At 59.9% G+C, this 18,770-nt stretch carries 21 protein-coding genes; 14 read left to right on the top strand and 7 right to left on the bottom strand.

Annotated elements, in window-relative coordinates; translation table 11 throughout:
* Positions 1–5 precede the first annotated feature (5 nt).
* From D3M70_RS29150 to D3M70_RS29140, 3 genes are all read right to left on the bottom strand, one after another.
* On the bottom strand, positions 6–1,055 hold the full coding sequence (locus tag D3M70_RS29150) for an alkene reductase (RefSeq protein WP_120129486.1): 1,050 nt from the start codon (positions 1,053–1,055) through the stop codon (positions 6–8).
* 65 nt (positions 1,056–1,120) lie between these two features.
* Positions 1,121–2,284 carry an MFS transporter gene (locus tag D3M70_RS29145; protein ID WP_120129485.1) on the bottom strand — a complete coding sequence of 388 codons (1,164 nt, stop codon included), beginning with the start codon at positions 2,282–2,284 and terminating at the stop codon, positions 1,121–1,123.
* Positions 2,285–2,309: 25 nt separating this feature from the next.
* Positions 2,310–2,612, bottom strand: a complete 303-nt coding sequence (locus D3M70_RS29140; protein ID WP_120129483.1) for a helix-turn-helix transcriptional regulator — start codon at positions 2,610–2,612, stop codon at positions 2,310–2,312.
* 218 nt (positions 2,613–2,830) lie between these two features.
* Between D3M70_RS29140 and D3M70_RS29135 the strand changes: the two genes are divergently transcribed.
* Positions 2,831–3,427 carry an ACP phosphodiesterase gene (locus tag D3M70_RS29135; RefSeq protein WP_120129482.1) on the top strand — a complete coding sequence of 199 codons (597 nt, stop codon included), beginning with the start codon at positions 2,831–2,833 and terminating at the stop codon, positions 3,425–3,427.
* Here the strand turns inward: D3M70_RS29135 and D3M70_RS29130 are convergent.
* Together D3M70_RS29130 and olsB are read right to left on the bottom strand one after the other, a co-directional pair.
* Positions 3,388–4,176 carry a lysophospholipid acyltransferase family protein gene (locus D3M70_RS29130; RefSeq protein WP_120129480.1) on the bottom strand — a complete coding sequence of 263 codons (789 nt, stop codon included), beginning with the start codon at positions 4,174–4,176 and terminating at the stop codon, positions 3,388–3,390. The two genes, D3M70_RS29135 and D3M70_RS29130, sit on opposite strands and share 40 nt — an antisense overlap.
* A complete protein-coding gene (gene olsB / locus D3M70_RS29125) occupies positions 4,176–4,931 on the bottom strand; it encodes an L-ornithine N(alpha)-acyltransferase (RefSeq protein WP_120129478.1) in 756 nt (251 codons plus the stop codon). Before olsB ends, D3M70_RS29130 begins: the two co-directional genes overlap by 1 nt.
* A gap of 379 nt (positions 4,932–5,310) precedes the next feature.
* Between olsB and D3M70_RS29120 the strand changes: the two genes are divergently transcribed.
* From D3M70_RS29120 to D3M70_RS29095, 6 genes are all read left to right on the top strand, one after another.
* The gene (locus D3M70_RS29120; protein ID WP_120129477.1) at positions 5,311–6,399 is read left to right on the top strand and encodes a serine hydrolase; all 1,089 of its coding nucleotides are present in this window, start codon (positions 5,311–5,313) and stop codon (positions 6,397–6,399) included.
* Complete coding sequence (locus tag D3M70_RS29115; RefSeq protein ID WP_120129475.1) at positions 6,396–6,734, top strand: amidase; 339 nt, start codon at positions 6,396–6,398, stop codon at positions 6,732–6,734. The genes D3M70_RS29120 and D3M70_RS29115 overlap by 4 nt, the downstream gene beginning before the upstream one ends.
* Positions 6,735–6,806: 72 nt before the next feature.
* Positions 6,807–7,388, top strand: a complete 582-nt coding sequence (locus D3M70_RS29110; RefSeq protein WP_120129474.1) for a YceI family protein — start codon at positions 6,807–6,809, stop codon at positions 7,386–7,388.
* A gap of 2 nt (positions 7,389–7,390) precedes the next feature.
* Positions 7,391–8,548 carry a phosphatidylserine/phosphatidylglycerophosphate/cardiolipin synthase family protein gene (locus D3M70_RS29105; RefSeq protein WP_120129472.1) on the top strand — a complete coding sequence of 386 codons (1,158 nt, stop codon included), beginning with the start codon at positions 7,391–7,393 and terminating at the stop codon, positions 8,546–8,548.
* Between the two features lie 179 nt (positions 8,549–8,727).
* A complete protein-coding gene (locus D3M70_RS29100; RefSeq protein WP_177418493.1) occupies positions 8,728–9,312 on the top strand; it encodes a DJ-1/PfpI family protein in 585 nt (194 codons plus the stop codon).
* Positions 9,313–9,328: 16 nt separating this feature from the next.
* Positions 9,329–9,652: a ribbon-helix-helix domain-containing protein gene (locus tag D3M70_RS29095; RefSeq protein WP_120129469.1), complete on the top strand. Its 324-nt coding sequence runs from the start codon at positions 9,329–9,331 to the stop codon at positions 9,650–9,652.
* Between the two features lie 108 nt (positions 9,653–9,760).
* Here D3M70_RS29095 and D3M70_RS29090 read toward each other — a convergent pair whose 3' ends face one another.
* A complete protein-coding gene (locus D3M70_RS29090) occupies positions 9,761–11,284 on the bottom strand; it encodes a fumarate hydratase (RefSeq protein ID WP_120129468.1) in 1,524 nt (507 codons plus the stop codon).
* A 516-nt stretch (positions 11,285–11,800) separates the two neighbouring features.
* Between D3M70_RS29090 and D3M70_RS29085 the strand changes: the two genes are divergently transcribed.
* From D3M70_RS29085 to D3M70_RS29065, 5 genes are all read left to right on the top strand, one after another.
* On the top strand, positions 11,801–12,907 hold the full coding sequence (locus D3M70_RS29085) for a diguanylate cyclase (RefSeq protein WP_120129898.1): 1,107 nt from the start codon (positions 11,801–11,803) through the stop codon (positions 12,905–12,907).
* On the top strand, positions 12,900–13,829 hold the full coding sequence (locus D3M70_RS29080) for an iron-sulfur-binding ferredoxin reductase (RefSeq protein ID WP_120129900.1): 930 nt from the start codon (positions 12,900–12,902) through the stop codon (positions 13,827–13,829). Before D3M70_RS29085 ends, D3M70_RS29080 begins: the two co-directional genes overlap by 8 nt.
* 211 nt (positions 13,830–14,040) lie before the next feature.
* Positions 14,041–14,529: a type VI secretion system tube protein Hcp gene (locus D3M70_RS29075; protein ID WP_120129466.1), complete on the top strand. Its 489-nt coding sequence runs from the start codon at positions 14,041–14,043 to the stop codon at positions 14,527–14,529.
* An 11-nt stretch (positions 14,530–14,540) separates the two neighbouring features.
* Positions 14,541–15,512, top strand: a complete 972-nt coding sequence (locus D3M70_RS29070) for a hypothetical protein (protein ID WP_120129465.1) — start codon at positions 14,541–14,543, stop codon at positions 15,510–15,512.
* Entirely contained in the window at positions 15,505–15,885 is a 381-nt protein-coding gene (locus tag D3M70_RS29065) for a hypothetical protein (protein ID WP_120129463.1), read from the top strand. The genes D3M70_RS29070 and D3M70_RS29065 overlap by 8 nt, the downstream gene beginning before the upstream one ends.
* Before the next feature lie 187 nt (positions 15,886–16,072).
* On the opposite strand, the gene pyk is transcribed toward D3M70_RS29065, so the two are convergent.
* A complete protein-coding gene (gene pyk, locus D3M70_RS29060) occupies positions 16,073–17,524 on the bottom strand; it encodes a pyruvate kinase (RefSeq protein ID WP_120129461.1) in 1,452 nt (483 codons plus the stop codon).
* Between the two features lie 178 nt (positions 17,525–17,702).
* Between pyk and D3M70_RS29055 the strand changes: the two genes are divergently transcribed.
* Both D3M70_RS29055 and D3M70_RS29050 read left to right on the top strand, forming a co-directional pair.
* On the top strand, positions 17,703–18,077 hold the full coding sequence (locus D3M70_RS29055) for a tol-pal system YbgF family protein (protein ID WP_120129459.1): 375 nt from the start codon (positions 17,703–17,705) through the stop codon (positions 18,075–18,077).
* 329 nt (positions 18,078–18,406) lie between these two features.
* Entirely contained in the window at positions 18,407–18,766 is a 360-nt protein-coding gene (locus tag D3M70_RS29050) for a PilZ domain-containing protein (protein WP_120129458.1), read from the top strand.
* Positions 18,767–18,770: the final 4 nt, after the last annotated feature.

The following is an 18,770-nucleotide window of genomic DNA, read 5'->3' as shown; positions in this document are numbered from 1 at the left end:
ACTGATTACAGCGTCGGATAATCCAGATAGCCCACCGCGCCCTTGGCGTAGAAGGTTTCAGGGCGTGGCTCGTTCAGCGGAGCATCCTTGGCCAGACGCGCGGGCAAATCGGGGTTGGCAATGAATGGCACGCCGAAGGCAACCGCATCGGCCTTGCCACTGGCCAGCCAGGCGTTGGCGCTTTCCTTGGTGAACTTCTCGTTGGCGATGAACACGCCACCGAACGCTTCTTTCAAACGCGGACCCAGGCTGTCGTCCAGTTCACGCTCACGGGCACAGATGAAGGCGATACCGCGCTTGCCCAGTTCGGCAGCGACGTAGGTGAAGGTTTCCGCCAGGTTGTCATCGCCCATGTCGTGGGAGTCGGCGCGAGGTGCCAGGTGTACCCCTACGCGGCCAGCGCCCCAGACATCAATGGCCGCGTCGGTCACTTCCAACAGCAGACGTGCGCGGTTTTCCAGCGAGCCGCCGTAGGCGTCGGTGCGCTTGTTGGTGCTGCTTTGCAGGAACTGATCGAGCAGGTAGCCATTGGCGCCGTGGATTTCCACGCCGTCAAAACCGGCGGCCTTGGCGTTTTCGGCACCGACGCGGTAAGCGTCGACGATGTCTTCAATCTCAGCCAGTTCCAGCGCACGCGGCGTCACGTAGTCGGACAGCGGGCGTACCAGGCTCACGTGACCTTTGGGTTGAATCGCACTCGGTGCAACCGGGGTCTCGCCGTTCAGATAACTGGGGTGTGAAACCCGACCCACGTGCCACAGCTGCAAAACCATCTTGCCGCCGGCCGCATGAACGGCCTTGGTGATGTTGCTCCAGCCACGAACCTGATCGTTGGACCAGATGCCGGGGGTGTCCGGGTAACCGACGCCCATTGCCGTGACCGAGGTCGCCTCGCTGATGATCAAGCCAGCGGAAGCGCGCTGCACGTAGTACTCGGCCATCATGGCGTTGGGGACACGGCCTTCGTCGGCACGGCAGCGGGTCAGCGGGGCCATGACGATACGGTTGGCCAGTTCCAGTTCGCCCATCTTGATCGGGTCAAAAATCGTTGTCATAGGGGGATATCCTCAATGTCTGTAGGGGTTGTTTCCGCAGTTTTCAAAGCTTGAATGCTTGAACGTCAGTTCGCGACGGCGGCAAGTTCCGCATCGCGCTGACGAAAATTGATGAGGGTCACCAGCAGTGCCAGCACGGCGAGGGCACCCGCGGCCAGGGGCACGCTGGTCAGGCCGAAACCGTGGGCGATGACGCTGCCACCGACCCAGGCGCCCAGGGCGTTGCCGACGTTGAAGGCACCGATGTTGAGGGTCGACACCAGGTTGGGAGCCTCTTTACCGAAGGTCACTACATTGATCTGCAAGGCCGGGACGGCGGCAAAGGCGGCGGTTGCCCAGAGGAACAGCGTCACTTCGGCCGGGATCAGCGCGACGCTGGTCCAGGTCAGGGCCGTGGAAATAACAGCCATGGCGATGAACACGCCGATCAAGGTGGCGGCCAGACGACGGTCTGCCAGCTTCCCACCGATGATATTGCCGACCGTCAGGCCCAGGCCGATCAGCAGCAGGGTCCAGGTGACGCCCAGTGGTGATACGCCAGTGACCTCGCCCAGCAGTGGAGCAACGTAAGTGAACAGCGCGAACATCGAGGCCGAGAACAGTGCAGTCATGCTCAAGGAAAGCCAGATTCCACCGCCTTTGAGCGCGCGCAGTTCGGCACGCATGTCCAGTTTCTCTTCTTCGCGTTTGGCAGGCAGGAAGCGAATCAGGCCGATGAACGCGATGACGCCGATGACGGTCACGGCGAAGAACGTCGAACGCCACCCGGCTTGTTGTCCCAACGCGGTGCCCAATGGCACGCCCAGCACGTTGGCCAGCGTCAGGCCGGTGAACATCAGCGCGACAGCCGACGCGCGGCGGTTGGCCGGTACCAGACCGGCAGCCACCACCGAGCCGATGCCGAAGAACGCGCCGTGACACAACGCAGTGACGACTCGGGCGAACATCAGAATGTTGTAGTCGGCGGCAACGGCGCAGAGCAGGTTGCCGATGATGAAGATCCCCATCAGCGTGACCAGCGCGCCTTTGCGCGGCAGTTTTGCAGTGGCCATCGCCATGAACGGCGCGCCGATGGCAACGCCCAGTGCATAGCCGGTTACCAACCAGCCGGCGCCGGGAATGCTGACGCCCAGGTCGGTGGCGACGTCGGGCAGCAGGCCCATGATGACGAACTCGGTCGTCCCGATGGCGAAGGCGCTCAGGGCCAGAATAAGTAACGAAAGAGGCACGATGCGTCTCCTGAAAAATCGGTGATCAGAGCTGTTCAGCCAGCGCTTGCAAAAAAGCCTGAATAGCGTCTTCGTTGCGTTTGAAAAAATGCCACTGGCCGTATTTTTTGGTGGTGATCAGACCGGCCCGTTGCAGCGTTGCCAAGTGAGCAGAAACCGTCGATTGCGACAGACCGGCCCGCTGGTCGATCTGGCCGGCACAGACGCCGTTCTCCAGTGAGTGCTCCTGATCGGGAAAACAGGCATGCGGGTCCTTGAGCCACACCAGAATCTGGCGGCGAACCGGGTGAGCCAGGGCTTTTATTATTTCGTCGAGGTCGATAGGCATGTCGTTCTCAATCCGTCTGTAGCGGTATATCGCGATGGGGCGAACTTTATATCTGTAAATCGCGATATACAAATACGTTTTGGTGCTTAGGACCGGATAAAACGGTATATCGGGGTATATCGATATAGGCGTAGGCCGCCATTGTGGGCAAGCGCGCTCCTACAGTCTTGATCGGCGTCTGCTACATTGCGCCGACTAGCACATAGGCAACGGTGGCCATGAATTACCTCGCACACCTCCATCTGGGTGGTCAGACACCCGCCCAACTGCTCGGCAGCCTTTACGGCGATTTCGTCAAAGGGCTGCTGCCGGGGCGGTTTCCGTCGGATATCGAAGAAGCGATCCGGCTGCATCGGCGCATCGATGCCTTTACCGACGCTCACCCCTTGATCAAACAAGCGATGGGGCGATTCCCCGATCAGCGTCGGCGTTATGCCGGGATCGTGCTGGACGTTTTTTTCGACCATTGTCTGGCGCGAGACTGGGAGCAGTATTCGGACGTGCCGCTGCAGACGTTCACGCGAAAGGTCTACCGCGTATTGGCGAACGAACCTGAACTGCCTGAGCGCCTGGCGATGATCGCGCCGCGTATGGCCGCTCATGACTGGCTGGGTTCATATCGGGATTTCGAGGTGGTGGGCGATGCGCTCGCCGGGATCTCCCGACGCCTGTCACGGCCCGAAGGACTGGCCGGCGCCATGCAGGAACTGCAGGCGCTCTATCGGCCGTTGAGCGAGGATTTCAACGAGTTCTATCCACAACTTCAGGCATTCGCTCAGGCTGCCCTGGCCGCTGGACGTACCTCGGCAGACTGAGCCGCTTCACCGAACAGCGCTGTCTGCACCGCCTGCTGGGCTTCGAACGCCAGTGCGGCGCGTTCCTTGCCCCGGGATGGAATCGGCTCCAGCAACTGAATATGCACATCACTGACTTCATTGGCGAACAAGCGGCGCAAGTGCGAGAGCAGGTCGTCATCGCCAATGAATGGCGCAATCTGATCGGGCTTCCCGTTGCGCAGATACTGGATCGCTACGGGTTGTACCGGCACTTCGGTTTCAATGGAACTGGACAGCAGACGACCATGGAAAGTGCGCAGGCTGCGGCCATCTGTGGTCGTGCCTTCCGGAAAAATCACCAGCGAATGCTTGCCCAGAAGGTGTTGGCCCATCTGCTTCTGGATCAGTTTGCTGTCACCCGATCCGCGACGTATGAACAACGTGCCTGCCTTGAGCGCCAACCAGCCTGCTACCGGCCAGGTGCGCACTTCGGCCTTGGACAGAAACGACAGCGGAGCGAGCATGCCCAGCAGCGGAATGTCGGTCCATGAAACGTGGTTGCTCACCCACAGCATCGGCTGAGGCGGCAGCTTGCCGCTGACCGTGACACGAAAGGGCAAGGCCGCGGTCAGCCGGGCCATGAACCAGCTCGTCCAGCGCTGGCGGCGAGCCATGGAGTTGCCGACGCGCAGGCGCTCCATGAGGGAGAAGGTGCCCGCAATGGTCAGGCCCAGACCGATAACCCACAGTACGCGGATGACTCGCGCATGACTGCGCAGCGTGCTCATCACACGGCCGCCTTGAAGTGGCGGGCGTAGCGCGGGCAGAGTTCGTCGCGCTTGAGCAGGATGAACACGTCGGCGACCTGGAAATCTTCATCCCAGCACGGCTCGCCACAGATCTTCGCGCCCAGGCGCATGTAAGCCTTGAGCAGCGGCGGCATCTCACAGATGACGTTGTTGGGGAGGTCCAGATTGGGCAGCGGATTTTTCGGTTCGGCACGCAGGTGTTCAGTGCTCAGGTAGCGTTCGCGCAGGCGCTGCATGATCGCGTGAGCCTGAATGCCGCCATCCTGCATCGGGATGCTGGCGCAGCCCATCAGGTAGCTGTAACCACCTTCGTTGAGGACTTCGGCCAGCTCGCTCCACAGCACCGCGATGGTGCCGCCATTGCGGTACGCCGGGTCGACACAGGTGCGACCCAGTTCCAGGATCGGGCCTTGCAGATGACCAAGACCGTGGAGGCTGAATTCTTCTTCACTGTAGAAACGGCCCAGGGTGTTGGCAGCCTTGTGATCCAGCAGGCGAGTGGTGGCGACCAGATTGCCGCTGTTGAGATCACGCACGCCGATGTGCATGCAGTGAACGTCGTAATCGTCGATGTCCAGACCCTGTTCGGCGCCCTTGAGCTTTGCATTGAATTCGCCACTGAACACACTGAAGCGCAAAGCCTGTGCTTCCTGCAGGGCTTGAGGACCGATCAGGCGTTCGGCCTGCAGACGGCGTTCGGAGCGGGTGTCTCGAATACTGGCGATCTGAGTCATGCGGCGTCTCCGTGGGCCAGCCTTCGTCCAGGCCGGTCGACTGAATTATTCGAAGCATTGCTGTACGAGTGCAGGCTAGGGAGGGCCGATGTCACCACCATTAAGCTTTGGTGATGGTTGCGTGACAGGGGGAGGGGGGCTTCCTTTAGCTTCTGCCGAAGGCGTGGGAGCCCGACTTGTCGGCGATCTGCCGGGTACCGGCAGTAAAACCTGAGACCGCGGTACATCTGGAACACCCGGTTGTCTGGATCGGCTGCCTGTTTCCGGCAAATTGCCGGCAAGCCAGGCTCCAACGCCTGCGGCAAACTCCGGACCGTGCTCTACAGCGGCTGTCACGAATGACAACTACATTGTTCCCGTCCTCGTTCGAGACTCTTGTATGCGCCGTCTGCTGTTCACTCTCTGCGTCCTGCTCTTCGCGTCGTGCGCCACCGCCCAAACCTGGCCGGACGACCAGTGGCCCATACAGCCACTCGCGCGCACAACGGCACTCAAGGACCTTGAGGCGTATGCCTTCCCACCTCGAGACGAGCAGGCGCGCAAAGGCATTCGCACCGATGCGCTGTTGATCATTCGTAATGGCGAACGGGTTTACGAACGCTACGCCGGGGCGACCAATGCCCAGACGCCTCACCTGACCTGGTCGATCAGCAAAAGCATTCTCGCGACGGTGATGGGCGTGGCATTCGGCGAAGGGCGGTTCAAGCTCGACGACCCTGTCGCGCGTTTCTACCCGCCGTTCAGCGCACACCCAGACATCAGGATTCAGGATTTGCTGCACTGGGCATCGGGTCTGGACTGGCAGGAGGATTACGAATATGCGCCGCTCAACTCGTCGGTGGTGGCGATGCTCTACACCCGAGGTCGTGATGACATGGCGCGCTTCACCGCCGAACACCGCGTTGCCAGTGCCCCCGGCACCTCTTATTGCTATTCCAGCGGTGACAGCACGGTTCTGGCCGCCGCGCTGAAGGGCATGGTCGGCGAAACGGCCTATGCCGATTACCCCTGGACGGCGCTGTTCGATCCACTGGGCATCACCAGCGCGACATGGGAGACCGACGGAGCAGGCACCTTCGTCGGCTCGTCCTATGCCTACATGACTGCCCGCGATCTGGCGCGCATCGGCTTGCTGATGCAGCGTGGCGGGCGTTGGCAGGATCGGCAGTTGCTGCCCAAAGCCTGGGTCGATTTCAACCTCACCCCGTTCACGTCGCAGACGCCAACCAACGAGGCGCCGGGCGGGCAGTGGTGGTTGAACAAGAACGCAGACGGCAAGCCTGGCCCATGGCCGGATGCACCGCCCGACACCTTCGCCGGGCTCGGTCATTGGGGGCAGGCGCTGTATGTGATCCCCAGCGCGAATCTGGTGATCGTGCGTTACGCCGATGACCGCGACGGGACGTACGATCACAACCAGTTGCTCAAACTGGCCTTGAAAGCCGTGATCGGAGAGGGCGCTCAATGAGTTCGCACCCAAGCTTCATTCGGCGCCGTCCGTTCGGCAGTTTCGCGATCCTGGTGTTGCTGTGCCTCTGCGCTGTGATCTGGGTCTGGCGCGTTCAGTTATTCGCCTTCCCGAGCATCATCAGCGCCTACACCGCCAAGGAATATTGTTCGTGCCGTTATGTGATGAACAACCCGGCGGACGACTGTCAGCGCTATGTGAAACAGTGGCTGCCAAGTACGTTGAGCGAGAGCCTGAGCGACAAGCGCATTACCGCAACGGGCATGGGACGCCAAAGCACTGCGCAATGGCAGGGCCAACGTCAGGGCTGTCGCTTGCTGCCTCCAGCGCCGTGAGGGCGAACGTACCGATTTGCCTGCGGTCTGACAGCCGGATAAGGTTGCCTCAATCGCGCCTCTGGAGTTTTCATGCCCACTTTCCTCCGCCCGTTGCTGGCATCGCTCGCCGTGCTTGCGCTGCCTGCTCAGGCGAACTGGTATCTGGATAACGAATCGTCACGGCTTTCGTTCATCTCCACCAAGAACGCTGACATCTCGGAAGTCCATCGCTTCCTCAATCTGCACGGCAAGGTCGACCCCAAAGGCGTCGCAGAACTTGAGGTCGAGCTGGATTCAGTGAACACCGGTATTCCGTTGCGTGACGAGCGCTTGCGCAGGCAATTGTTCGACATCAAGCAATTCCCGGAAGCACGCATTACTGCGCAACTGGACATGCGTCCGATCAACGCGCTGGCCCCCGGCGCGCAACTGGAATTGCGGCTTCCGTTGAAAGTGCAGATGCATGGGCAGTCGCAAAGCTACAACGCCGAGTTGCTCGCGACGCGACTCGACGACAGACGCTTTCAAGTGGTAACGCTCGAGCCGCTGGTGCTACACGCCGAGGACTTCGGCTTGCTATCGGGGCTTGAGGGGCTGCGCAAGGTCGCCGGCCTCTCGGCCATCGGATTCTCGGTGCCGGTGGGCGCTGTCTTGATCTTCACGGCGCGCTGAGCATGAGAGGCGCGATCTTCCCGTGGCGTGACGACAACCAGTTCGACCTGATGATCGACGGCCCTGCGTTCTTCCCACGCATGATTGCCGCCATCGAGGGCGCGCAGCAGCAAGTGGAGCTGGAGCTGTATCTGGTGGAGGCGGGGGTCTGCGCCGAAGCGGTGGTCCAGGCGCTGGTCGATGCAGCGAAACGCGGCGTGATCGTGCGTTGCCTGTTCGACGATTTCGGCTCGCTGGCCTTCACTCTGAGCCTGCGCAACCGCCTGACTGAAGCGGGCGTCATTCTGCGTTTCTACAATCGCGTTCACTGGCGCCGAGGCCTGCGCAATCTTTACCGTGACCACCGCAAACTGCTGCTGGTGGACAAGGCGCTGGCGGTAGTCGGAGGAACGGGGGTGACGGACGAGTTCTGGCGCCCGGATCAGGACACCAGCGAATGGCACGAAGTGATGGTCGAAATCCGTGGCCCGCTGGTGCTCGACTGGCAAGCCTTGTTTGATCGCCAGTTTCACGCCAATGCTCGCCGTCGCGCCTGGCGACCTGCGCAAAACTTCGGTCTGCCACGGTTGCCCAAAGCCCCCGTCAGCGGCCACGGTTTCGGTCGCGTCGCTTACGCCGACTCACGCCAGCATCGCGACATCCTTCAATCGTTGGTGCGTGCGCTTTATACGAGTCAAAAGCGCATCTGGCTGGCGACCCCGTACTTTTTGCCGACCTGGAAAGTCCGTCGCGCACTGCGCCGTGCCGCTGCCCGTGGCGTCGACGTGCGCTTGCTGCTCACCGGCCCACGCACCGATCACCCCTCGGTGCGTTACGCCGGTCATCGCTACTACCCGAAACTGCTCAGGGCCGGGGTGAAAATCTTCGAATACCAGCCGTGCTTTCTGCACCTGAAAATGGTGCTGGTGGATGATTGGGTCAGCATCGGCTCCTGCAACTTCGACCACTGGAACCTGCGCTTCAATCTGGAGGCGAATCTGGAAGCCATCGACCCGGGGCTGACGCTGGCAGTGACCAAGAGTTTCGAGCGGGACTTTCTGGTCAGCGCCGAGGTGAGCCTGGAAGACTGGCGGTCCCGCCCCCTTTGGCGGCGTGTAAAGCAGCGCCTCTGGGGGTGGGTGGATCGGTTGGTGGTCAATGCGCTGGATCGGCGTGGTTAGTTGAAGCCCGTGGCGACGCCTGCGTTTCCCATTGTTCAGTTAGCCTGGCCACCGATGAACGGCCCCATACGTCCGACACGTACCCACGTGCTCTTGCTGTAGTACTAGGCTGTTACCCGTCCCCTTGACGCTGGCCGATACTGACCGGCATCAAACCCATGTCTCATTGGAGAGGATCGATAATGGCTGCCAAGAAAATTCTCATGCTGGTCGGCGATTACGTCGAAGACTATGAAGTGATGGTGCCGTTTCAGGCTTTGCAGATGGTCGGCCATACGGTGCACGCAGTCTGCCCCGGCAAGAAGAAGGGCGATGTGATCCGCACGGCCATTCATGACTTCGAAGGCGATCAGACCTACAGCGAAAAACGCGGCCACAACTTTGGACTGAACTTCGATTTCGACAGCGTGAAATCCGCGGACTACGACGCATTGCTGGTGCCCGGCGGGCGCTCGCCGGAATACCTGCGTCTGAATCAGAAAGTCCTGGAGCTGGTCCGTGAGTTCGGTCGTGACAACAAACCCATCGCCGCCGTCTGCCACGGGCCTCAGTTGCTCGCCGAAACTGGCGTACTCAAGGGCAAGTCGCTCAGCGCGTATCCGGCCTGTGCACCGGAAGTCCGGTTGGCCGGTGGCGAATATGTCGAGATCGGCATGGACCAGGCGCACACCGACGGCAATCTGGTGACCGGTCCTGCGTGGCCTGCGCATCCAGCTTGGCTGGCTGCGTTTCTGAAGCTGCTGGGCACTCAGATCATTCTTTGACAGGGGAGGTTTGACCATGTGCGAACTCTACGTAAAAGCCGATCCCATCCTCTACGAATCCCGCTCGCGCTCGCTGCGCATCTGCGGCGTTGTGACGACGCTGCGCCTGGAAAACCAGTTCTGGGACATCCTCGCGGAGATCGCCGGACATGACGGTCTTACCACCAACCAACTGATCAGCAAGCTCTACGAAGAGGTCATGGATTACCGGGGTGAGGTGGTGAATTTCGCCTCGTTCCTGCGAGTCAGTTGCATGCGTTACCTGAGTCAGCACAGGGCGTTCGCCACACCCTTGAGTCTGGTCCGTGGCGGCGGCGCGAGCGCTGAGCATTCGCGATAATCGCTATCGCGTTAAGTTCTGGAACGGGTGGCCTTGATCGACACAGGCGCGCTGGCGGCGAAAAAAAGCCCGGCACGATGGCCGGGCTTTTCGTTGGCATAGAGGTGCTTACTGCACTTCTACCGCCAGGCTCTCACTGATCTTCTTCTGCCAGATGGCAGGACCTGTGATGTGTACCGACTCGCCCTTGCTGTCGACCGCGACAGTGACCGGCATGTCTTTGACGTCGAACTCGTAGATCGCTTCCATGCCCAGTTCAGGGAATGCCAGGACCTGCGATTTCTTGATCGCCTGAGCGACCAGGTAAGCAGCTCCGCCGACGGCCATCAGATAAACGGCTTTGTTGTCCTTGATCGCTTCGATGGCGGTCGGACCGCGCTCGGATTTGCCGATCATGCCCAGCAGGCCGGTTTGTTCGAGGATCTGGCGGGTGAACTTGTCCATACGCGTGGCGGTGGTCGGACCGGCTGGCCCCACGACTTCGTCACCGACCGGATCGACCGGGCCGACGTAATAGATGAAACGACCCTTCAGATCCACCGGCAGGGTTTCGCCCTTGTTCAGCATCTCGACCATGCGCTTGTGCGCAGCGTCGCGGCCGGTGAGCATCTTGCCATTGAGCAGAACGGTCTCGCCCGGCTTCCAGCTTTGCACTTCTTCTGGGGTCAGGGTGTCGAGGTTGACGCGGCGAGCCGAAGGACCGGCTTCCCAGACGATTTCCGGGTAGGCGTCCAGCGGTGGCGCTTCCAGCGACGCAGGACCCGAACCGTCGAGCACGAAGTGCGCGTGACGGGTGGCGGCGCAGTTAGGGATCATGCAGACCGGCAGGGAGGCTGCGTGGGTCGGGTAGTCCATGATCTTGACGTCGAGTACCGTGGTCAGGCCGCCCAGGCCCTGAGCGCCGATGCCCAGCTGGTTGACCTTCTCGAACAGCTCCAGACGCATTTCTTCCAGACGGTTCGACGGACCGCGAGCCTTGAGCTCGTGAATGTCGATGGACTCCATCAGGACTTCCTTGGCCATGACCGCAGCCTTCTCGGCGGTGCCGCCGATGCCGATGCCGAGCATGCCCGGTGGGCACCAGCCCGCGCCCATGGTTGGAACGGTCTTGAGCACCCAGTCAACGATCGAGTCGGACGGGTTGAGCATGGCCATCTTCGATTTGTTTTCCGAGCCGCCGCCCTTGGCTGCGACGTCCACTTCCACGGTGTTACCCGGAACGATGGAGTAGTGGATGACGGCCGGGGTGTTGTCCTTGGTGTTCTTGCGAGCGCCTGCCGGGTCGGCGAGGATCGAGGCACGCAGGACGTTTTCCGGCAGATTGTAGGCGCGACGAACGCCTTCGTTGATCATGTCGTCCAGGCCCATGGTGGCGCCATCCCAGCGCACGTCCATACCGACACGTACGAAGACGGTGACGATGCCGGTGTCCTGGCAGATCGGACGATGGCCGATGGCGCACATGCGCGAGTTGATGAGAATCTGAGCCATGGAGTCGCGCGCAGCAGGCGATTCTTCACGCAGGTAAGCCTCGTGCATGGCCTGGATGAAGTCCACGGGATGGTAGTAGGAAATGAACTGCAGGGCGTCAGCGACGCTCTGAATCAGGTCATCTTGCTTGATCACGGTCATGGGCGTTCTCCTTTATCAGGCGGGAACATTATATGGGGCGGCTTGCGCGGGATACGGTCAGGCCCCCGCGCAAACGGCCTTCGGCTCGATCAGCGCTCGGCGCCGCGGCAGGAAAAGGCGCGGCAGTATACCGCGTGACCACTGATGCGGCACCCTGCCGCAGGCTAAACGTTGGTCTAAACCCGTGCGTGGCGCCCAGTGGTCAGTTCGACCGGGAAGACAGAAATATTTATCACGTCGATGGTGAGGGTGTGGACGTCACACCGTACCGGGAGCGGAGGGAGTTTCTGACGAGATGCCGCCCCCCATGCGCCGGGCGAACCGGATCGGGATAAAGGCCTGTGCACCGCCGATGGGTGATTCGTTGGCGAACTGCCCCGTTTGCACTACATTGACACCTTTTCCGGATGTCGAAGCGCATTCCCGCTCCTTCAGTGGGATACTCGACCTCCGCCGACCTGTGCAGGTCGCTTCCGGCGGGCAGGATGGACCCTTTTTCGCATGATGAGTCATCAAGTGACTGACCCGACCCTACAGCGTTTATTGCTTAAGCGTTTTGCCCTGGCGGCCGGCACTTACACGTTGCTGATCGCACTTCTGTGGGTGGCTTATTGCGCCGGGTATTATCACACCTCCTTCTTCGGTGTCTGGCTCACCAGCGTGGCGGTGCTGTTCTCTCAGGGCGTGTTGAGCCTGGTGTTTTTCGGTGGCTACAACTACCGCTTCAAGGACCCGAGCCTCACCGAGTTTCAGGTGCTGATGGGCCTGGCCTGGCAAACTTTTCTGCTCGCCCATCTGGATAGCGCGCGGGGCACGTTCCTGGTGCTTTACGTCCTGGTGCTGCTGTTTGGCCTGTTCCATCTTCCGTCTCGCGTGTTTACCCGCTGCGCTGTTCTGGCGTTGCTCGGCTTTACCGGTGTCAACTTGTGGGATGCCTTTGCGGATCGGCTCGCCGATCCTGGGCTTGCTGCGCTGCAAACGTGCGCGTTGTTCATCGTGCTCGGCTGGTTGTCGATGTATGCCCGGTTCGTGCAAGGCTCCCGCCAGCGGATGCGCCAGCGGCGGGTCACCTTGCAGGCGCATCAGGAAACCCTTCGCGGCATGATGTTTCAGCTCGAAGAACTCGCCTCTACCGATGAACTGACCAATCTGTACAATCGCCGACACTTTCTGCGGCTGGCGACCCGTGAACTCGAAACCATGGATGGCAGCTACACCGGAGGCCTGGCGCTGATCGATCTCGATCATTTCAAGCGGGTCAACGATCTACTGGGGCATGCGTCCGGTGATCGGGTGTTACAGGTGTTCGCGGCCACGGCCAGCCATTGCCTGCGCTCGGACGACATCCTGGCGCGTTATGGAGGAGAAGAGTTCGTGCTGTTGATACCGCGTTGCACCCGAGCCCAACTGGTTGACTGCTGTGAGCGGGTTCGCGAAGCCTTTGCACAAGTGGTCATCCCCGAGTTACCGGGGCTAGAACTCAGCCTGTCGATCGGCATGACCCTCATCGAGCGCGGGGACGACATGGATCGCGCGTTGCACAGCGCAGATCAGGCGCTCTATCGCGCCAAGCATCATGGTCGAAATCGCTGCCACGGCGCTTGGGATCACGTCGATGCCTGATCTGCGTGCCGGTGACCGGCATTGGTCGGTCACGCCGGGCGTCAATCTGCTCGATGCTCTGAACAGCGCCGGTCTGTCAGTTCCCTACAGTTGCCGTGCCGGGAGTTGTCATGCCTGTCTGGTGCGTTGCGTCAGCGGCGAGCCAGTGGATGCGCTGCCCGAAGCGCTGGATGTCGACAAGCGCGCACAAGGTTGGCGTTTGTCGTGTCAGTGTCGTGTGGTGGAGGACCTGAGCGTTGAGATATTCGACCCGTTGCGAGACGGTTCGCCAGCCAAGGTGTTGGCCTGTGACTGGCTCAGCCCCTCGGTTTTACGCCTGCGGCTCGAACCCGAGCGCCCGCTGCGATATCGCGCAGGTCAACATCTTGTGCTGTGGACAGACGGCGGCGTAGCACGACCTTATTCGCTGGCGAGCCTGCCCGGCGAAGATCCGTTCCTGGAGTTTCATATCGACTGCCGTAACCCCGGTGCCTTCGCCGACGTCGCGCGCTCACTCAAGCCGGGCGATGCGATTCGACTCGGTGAACTGCGCGGCGGTGCGCTGCACCACGACCCTGATTGGCAGGAACGGCCATTGTGGCTTCTCGCCGCCGGAACCGGGTTAGGGCCTTTGTGGGGCGTGCTGCGCGAGGCGTTGCGTCAACAGCATCACGGCGCGATTCGCGTGATGCATGTGGCGCGAGAACATTATCTGGCGACTGAACTTCAGACGTTGGCAGTCGAGCATCCGCAGATGAAGGTCGAATTGATCGGTCCCGACGATTTCCATGCAGCGCTTTCGGGGTTGCGAGTCACGTCCCGCCAGACCATCGCGTTGGTGTGCGGATCGCCTGCGAGTGTCGAAGCGTATTCAAAGCGCCTTTACATCGCTGGGTTACCCCGCAGTCAGCTCTTGGCGGACGTTTTTCACGAGAAGGTTTGATCCCGACCGTCCGCGATCCGGACGTCTGCACAGGCAGCGATGATTATTCAGAAGCGATCCGGTAAATGGTGTATCGGCCATATATCAAAAGATACGTCGTAGGGCGTTTCTGAAGTGCCCGGATTATGCCTCTTTAAACGCGTTGTTTAGTGAATTTCAACAACGGACTCACCTATCGTCGGCCACTCATTCATGAAGGGAGTGGTCAGCAATGGCATTCGATGCATTCATAAAAATCGAGGGCATTAAAGGCGATGCGCTGGATGAGCAGCACAAAGGCTGGATCGAAATCACCGGCTACAGCTTCGGCGCGGATCAAAGCGTTTCCACAACTGCACGTTCAGCCGGTCCCGCGACCGCGGGCGGTGTTCGTCTTTCGGACTTCACATTCAGCAAACGGCTGGACAGCGCGAGCGGCAAACTCTTCGAAGCCAATTGCAAAGGTTCACACCTCAAAGAAGTGACGTTGTCGCTTAACCGCGCAGGCGGCGACAAGTTGCGTTACTTCGAAATCAAACTCGAAGAAGTGCTGATCTCAAGTTTTGCCCAAAATGGCGAAAGCGGCGAGCCACTGGAAGTGATTCGCCTCAATTACGGGCGCATCAATACCACCTACACCCACCAATCCCGAGTCGACGGCCAGGCAGCTGGAAACATCTGCGGTGGTTGGGACCGTATCGCCTGCAAGCCCTACGCCTGAGGAACGCGCAAATGCCCAAGCCGTATGCGTTCGTCAACGACGAGATGCTGAACTACGTCTATCTTCGGGACCATCTTCCGGGGTTGCTTATCGGCGGGCGTGCAAAGTTCGACCAACTTAATGCGCATATTCTCAACGAAGTCGTCTTGCCCGGACAAATTGTGATCGTGGGCGATGACGCTACGCAGATGTGTACGCCGGAAGAAACAGAACTCATGCGCCTGGCCCAGGACGTTCGCCTGTCGATGATCGGCACCGGCTACGCCAGCAGCAACGTCATGACGCAAAATTTCGACCTGCTGCAAAGCATCATGGCCTACGGCTCGATTGGCGTGGGCAGCAGCACCGCGGCGTGGGCCAGGCACCTGCGTGAACTGGAAACCTTGCTCAAAGACACCGAAGCGCTGCACCAACGCTGGAAATCCGCTGCAATCACCAACGACCAGTTCTTCGCCCAACGCAAGGCGCTGTTCTCCAAGATCGAAAAGGCGCTGGCCGGTATCGGCCGCTTCGGGTCCGGGCTCCGAAATACCGGAAAGATGAAAAAAATGCTGGGCATCTCCAGCAAGAGTTACCTGCACACCGGCGAAATAGCGGGGTATGCGCGAACGGTCAAACACGTTGCCAAAACGGCTAATGCGTTGAGCAAAGGCACCTACGTAGGCATCGCGCTGGACGTCGGCGTCGGGGCGCTGGAGATTCAAGAGGCGTGTTCGGTGGGGAGGGAGGAGGAGTGTCGGAAGGCGAAGTATGTTGAGACTACTAAGACAGCAGGGGGGATTGGACTTGCGTGGATTGGTGGAACAGTGGCTGTCTCGGCTGGCCCTGCAATCTGCGTTGGGTTAGGCATTGCTACTGGGGGAACAGCACTTGCGGCTTGCGCACTCATAGCTGGAGCCACGGCAGCATGGGGAGGCGGCACTATGGGATCCGTTATAGGAGATAAATTCAGTACGTATTTATATGAGAGCATTTATGAATAGTGACGCTGTGTTCAATGTCAGCATTACGATAGTGGCGGTTCTCATACCTATTAATGCACTCCTGTTTGTTTGGGTCGCACGGTTTAAGCTCGAACCCCTAGAAGCTGCGTTGACGGATTGCAAGCTGGTAAGTGACTCCAAACGGCATTGGAATACCTCCGGAGCTTTAGGGCGCCAGATGCGGTTGGGCATGGTTGCCAGCTGTTTTTTCTTTCTGCGGTTGTGGGCTCGCCATGGGCTTGTTGACGCTGATCAAGTGAGGCGCGTGCCCAGACGGCTTAAGTGTTGGGTTTATATCCCCAATCTTGCCGGAGTGGTGCTGATTACAGCATCGTTGATTTTATTGGTGGCTTCGGGAGATATAACGATTTGAAGCGGTCTCTCGGAATTTGTGGCCACTAACATCCTCACGTGTGTAGTTATTAAAACTGGGCTTCGGAGTGTCAATACCCTGCGAAATCTCCAACGTTGCCGGGGGCTGCACATCCGGTCCGGTCAGGGATGAAAAAAGCCCCGACACTCTCGCAAGTGCCGGGGCTTTTTGTCTTCGCCGCTGCGTCTTAGACCAATGGGTCGCCGACGTGCAGGATCTTCATGCCGTTGGTGCCGCCGATGGTGTGGTAGCTGTCACCCTTGGTCAGTATGACCCAGTCGCCTTGCTCGACCAGACCGCGCTTGAGCAGCTCGTCCACGGCGGACTGGCTGACCTGGCCCGGCGGCAGCGAGGCAGGGTCGAACGGCACGGTGTAGACGCCACGGAACATGGCGGCACGGGCCTGGGTCGCACGGTGCGGGGAGAACGCGTAGATCGGCACCGACGAGCGGATGCGTGACATGATCAGCGGGGTGTAGCCGCTTTCGGTCAATGCGATGATCGCTTTCACGCCCGGGAAGTGGTTGGCGGTGTACATGGCCGCCAGCGCGATGCTTTCGTCGCAACGGGTGAACGAGTGACCGATGCGGTGGCTGGACGTCTTGCCGGTCGGGTGGCGTTCAGCACCGACGCAGATGCGCGCCATGGCTTCCACGGCTTCGACAGGATAAGAACCGGCGGCGCTTTCAGCGGACAGCATCACGGCGTCGGTGTAGTCGAGCACGGCGTTGGCCACGTCGGACACTTCAGCGCGGGTCGGCATCGGGCTGGAAATCATCGATTCCATCATCTGCGTCGCCACGATTACCGCTTTGTTGTGGCGGCGCGAGTGCAGAATGATTTTCTTCTGAATGCCCACCAACTCAGCGTCACCGATCTCCACGCCCAGGTCGCCACGGGCAACCATGACCGCGTCACTGGCGCGGATCAGCGCGTCGAGGGTTTCGTCGTCGGCCACGGCTTCAGCGCGTTCGATCTTCGCCACCAGCCAGGCGGTACCGCCGGATTCGTCGCGCAGCTGGCGGGCGTATTCCATGTCAGCGGCGTCGCGCGGGAAGGAAACGGCCAGGTAGTCCAGGTCCATTTCGGCAGCGAGCTTGATGTCTTGCTTGTCTTTTTCGGTCAGGGCCGGAGCCGTCAGGCCGCCACCGCGACGATTGATGCCTTTGTGGTCGGACAGCGGGCCGCCGATGGTCACGGTGCAATGCAGAGCGTCGGCGGTCTGCGTGTCGACGCGCATGACCACTCGTCCGTCGTCGAGCAGCAGTTCGTCGCCTACGCCACAATCCTTGACCAGATCGGGATAGTCGATGCCGACGATTTCCTGGGTGCCTTCGGTCAGGGGATGGCTGGTGGAGAAGGTGAACTTGTCACCGACCTTCAGCTCGATCTTCTTGTTGGCGAATTTGGCGATACGAATTTTCGGGCCTTGCAGGTCACCCAGCAATGCAACGAAGCGGCCGTTCTTGGCGGCGATGTCGCGGATCAGCTTCGCGCGAGCTTTGTGCTCGTCGGGCGTGCCGTGGGAGAAGTTCAGGCGGGCGACGTCCAGGCCGGCAAGAATCAGCTTCTCGATGACTTCTGGCGAATTACTTGCAGGGCCCAGTGTGGCTACGATTTTGGTGCGGCGAACGGACATGCACAAACTCCTTAAATGAAGCGCAGCGAGAGGCTACTACTGTATTGGTCTGTAGTCATTGTTCCTTTGCACTACCTCATTGCCCGATCACTGGGCAATCGGCAGACCGGCGGCACTCGAATCGTGCTTGAAGAAATCCCGCGAGGCGCCGATACAATGCAGAGCACAGGAGACTCTCATGCGAATCGTGATGATATTAGTGGCGTTGGCAGCCTTGAGCGGATGCACCCGTTGGGCAATGAACAGCCACCTGAACAACGCCAACCGTGCGTACGCCCAAGGCGACTGCGACGCGGTGATGTACAACCTGTCGAAGGTGGACCGCGAAAGCCGCTCTCGGCGCTATGTACAGCCGGAAGTGTCGATGTTGCGCGGCCAGTGTCTGGAGCGCCAGAAATTGTATGTGGATGCGGTGCAAACCTACCAGTTCATCATTAACCAGTACCCGTCCAGCGAGTATGCATATCGGGCTCAGGCGCGTCTGGATACTTTGCACCAGTTGGGTCATGACAACCTCGCACCGCCTGCGGTTGTCAAACCTGCTTCACTTTAGTTACACCCGTATGGATGGCCGGTCTCGTTTTCGGGTGGATCTTGCGGCAGGGTGAGCTAGGCTGAGATACGTAGGGACCTAAGATTTCCTCACAGGAGTGGCGCGGGGCACTCGGTTATCGAAGCACAGGGTTATCGAAACGCGGCGGTTATCGCTAAATCGAATAATCGGATGAGTGACTTCGATCACGGCTGGTGAGTCAGATGACGTCCCTGTTGTAATGAACAGGTGGATTCGGCTGTTTATGTCGTCTTGGTGGTTTCAAATTCGACCGAATCTCAATGCACTAGCGCGACCATGCTCAATGGTCATCCCGGGGCGAATGTCCAATGCTCAACGAAAGACGAATCGAGCGTCACCAGTTACCGTATTACCTTCAGGTGTTCAACCGGTACACCGACAAACCCTTGGGCTGCCTGGGGAATGTCTCGGAACAGGGCTTGATGCTGATCAGCGACCTGCCAATCCTTATCGGTGCCGACTTTCAGTTGCGCTTGAAAGTCCCGGACGAGAAGAACGGTCTCTACAACATCGATATCAATGCCTGCTGCCTCTGGTGTCAGGAGGACGAAACGCCGGGCGTTTTCGACTCCGGCTTCCGGCTTCAGGCAGCGCCTGCCGAGTATTACCATTTGATTCAGGCATTGCAGCGTTACTTCAGCTTTTATCCCTTGGAAGCGTCAGCTTGAGGGT

This window comes from Pseudomonas sp. LS-2 (assembly GCF_003605735.1).
Taxonomy (GTDB): Bacteria; Pseudomonadota; Gammaproteobacteria; order Pseudomonadales; family Pseudomonadaceae; genus Aquipseudomonas.
Note: the sequence above shows the minus strand (reverse complement) of the source record. Positions and strands in the feature narration are given on the sequence as shown.